At 47.0% G+C, this 819-nt stretch carries 5 tRNA genes; all 5 read left to right on the top strand.

The annotated features are described in order from the left end of the window. Positions 1-3: 3 nt before the first annotated feature. The 5 genes from KQI42_RS20735 to KQI42_RS20715 all read left to right on the top strand — a co-directional run bounded on the left by KQI42_RS20735 (position 4) and on the right by KQI42_RS20715 (position 810). Positions 4-78: transfer RNA gene (locus tag KQI42_RS20735), tRNA-Glu, on the top strand. Between the two features lie 117 nt (positions 79-195). Then, positions 196-271, top strand: a tRNA-Val gene (locus tag KQI42_RS20730). Positions 272-391: 120 nt separating this feature from the next. Beyond that, positions 392-468 (top strand) — tRNA-Asp (locus KQI42_RS20725). Between the two features lie 165 nt (positions 469-633). Beyond that, positions 634-709, top strand: a tRNA-Thr gene (locus KQI42_RS20720). 15 nt (positions 710-724) lie between these two features. After that, positions 725-810: transfer RNA gene (locus tag KQI42_RS20715), tRNA-Tyr, on the top strand. Positions 811-819 lie beyond the last annotated feature (9 nt).

Raw genomic sequence — 819 nt, 5'->3', positions numbered from 1 at the left:
TAAGGCCCCATGGTCAAGCGGTTAAGACATCGCCCTTTCACGGCGGTAACCCGGGTTCGATTCCCGGTGGGGTCACCATTATGACCTAACCCAATGAGCGTAGCGAATTGTAGGTAGGTCAAACGCAACGAGCATCAAATTTGTACGACCGATAGGGAGTGAGCAAATTTGTGTTGCGAGACTGCGAAGTATTATGGGCGCATAGCTCAGTTGGGAGAGCACCTGCCTTACAAGCAGGGGGTCACAGGTTCGAGCCCTGTTGTGCCCACCATTATGACTTAACCCGATTTATATGAAATAAATCGATGGTAGGTCAAACGCAACGAGCACCAAATTTGTACGACTGAAGGGGAGTGAACAAATTTGTGCTGCGAGACTGCGAAATTTTAATGGCCTGGTAGTTCAGATGGTTAGAATGCCAGCCTGTCACGCTGGAGGTCGAGGGTTCGAGTCCCTTCCAGGTCGCCATTTTAAGATTTTTAGTGATAAAAAGTTAAAATATTTACGCTGGCGTAGCTCAATCGGCATAAGCAGGGGACCAAAATCATATATTTCGATTTTGTGTACATCGCTTAGTGGGATTCGGTTACTTCTAGCAGTTAATAAATTGTGCAGTAAAAAGTTAATATCTATGCTGGCGTAGCTCAATCGGCAGAGCAACTGACTTGTAATCAGTAGGTTGGGGGTTCAATTCCTCTCGCCAGCTCCACTTAAAAAGAAGAATGGAGGAGTTCCCGAGTTGGCCAAAGGGGACGGACTGTAAATCCGTTAGCTAAGCTTTCACTGGTTCGAATCCAGTCTCCTCCACCAAGTATGCGG

The organism is Tissierella simiarum (assembly GCF_018917865.1).
Taxonomy (GTDB): domain Bacteria; phylum Bacillota; class Clostridia; order Tissierellales; family Tissierellaceae; genus Tissierella_C; species Tissierella_C simiarum.
This window is presented reverse-complemented; position numbering and strand designations above follow the sequence as displayed.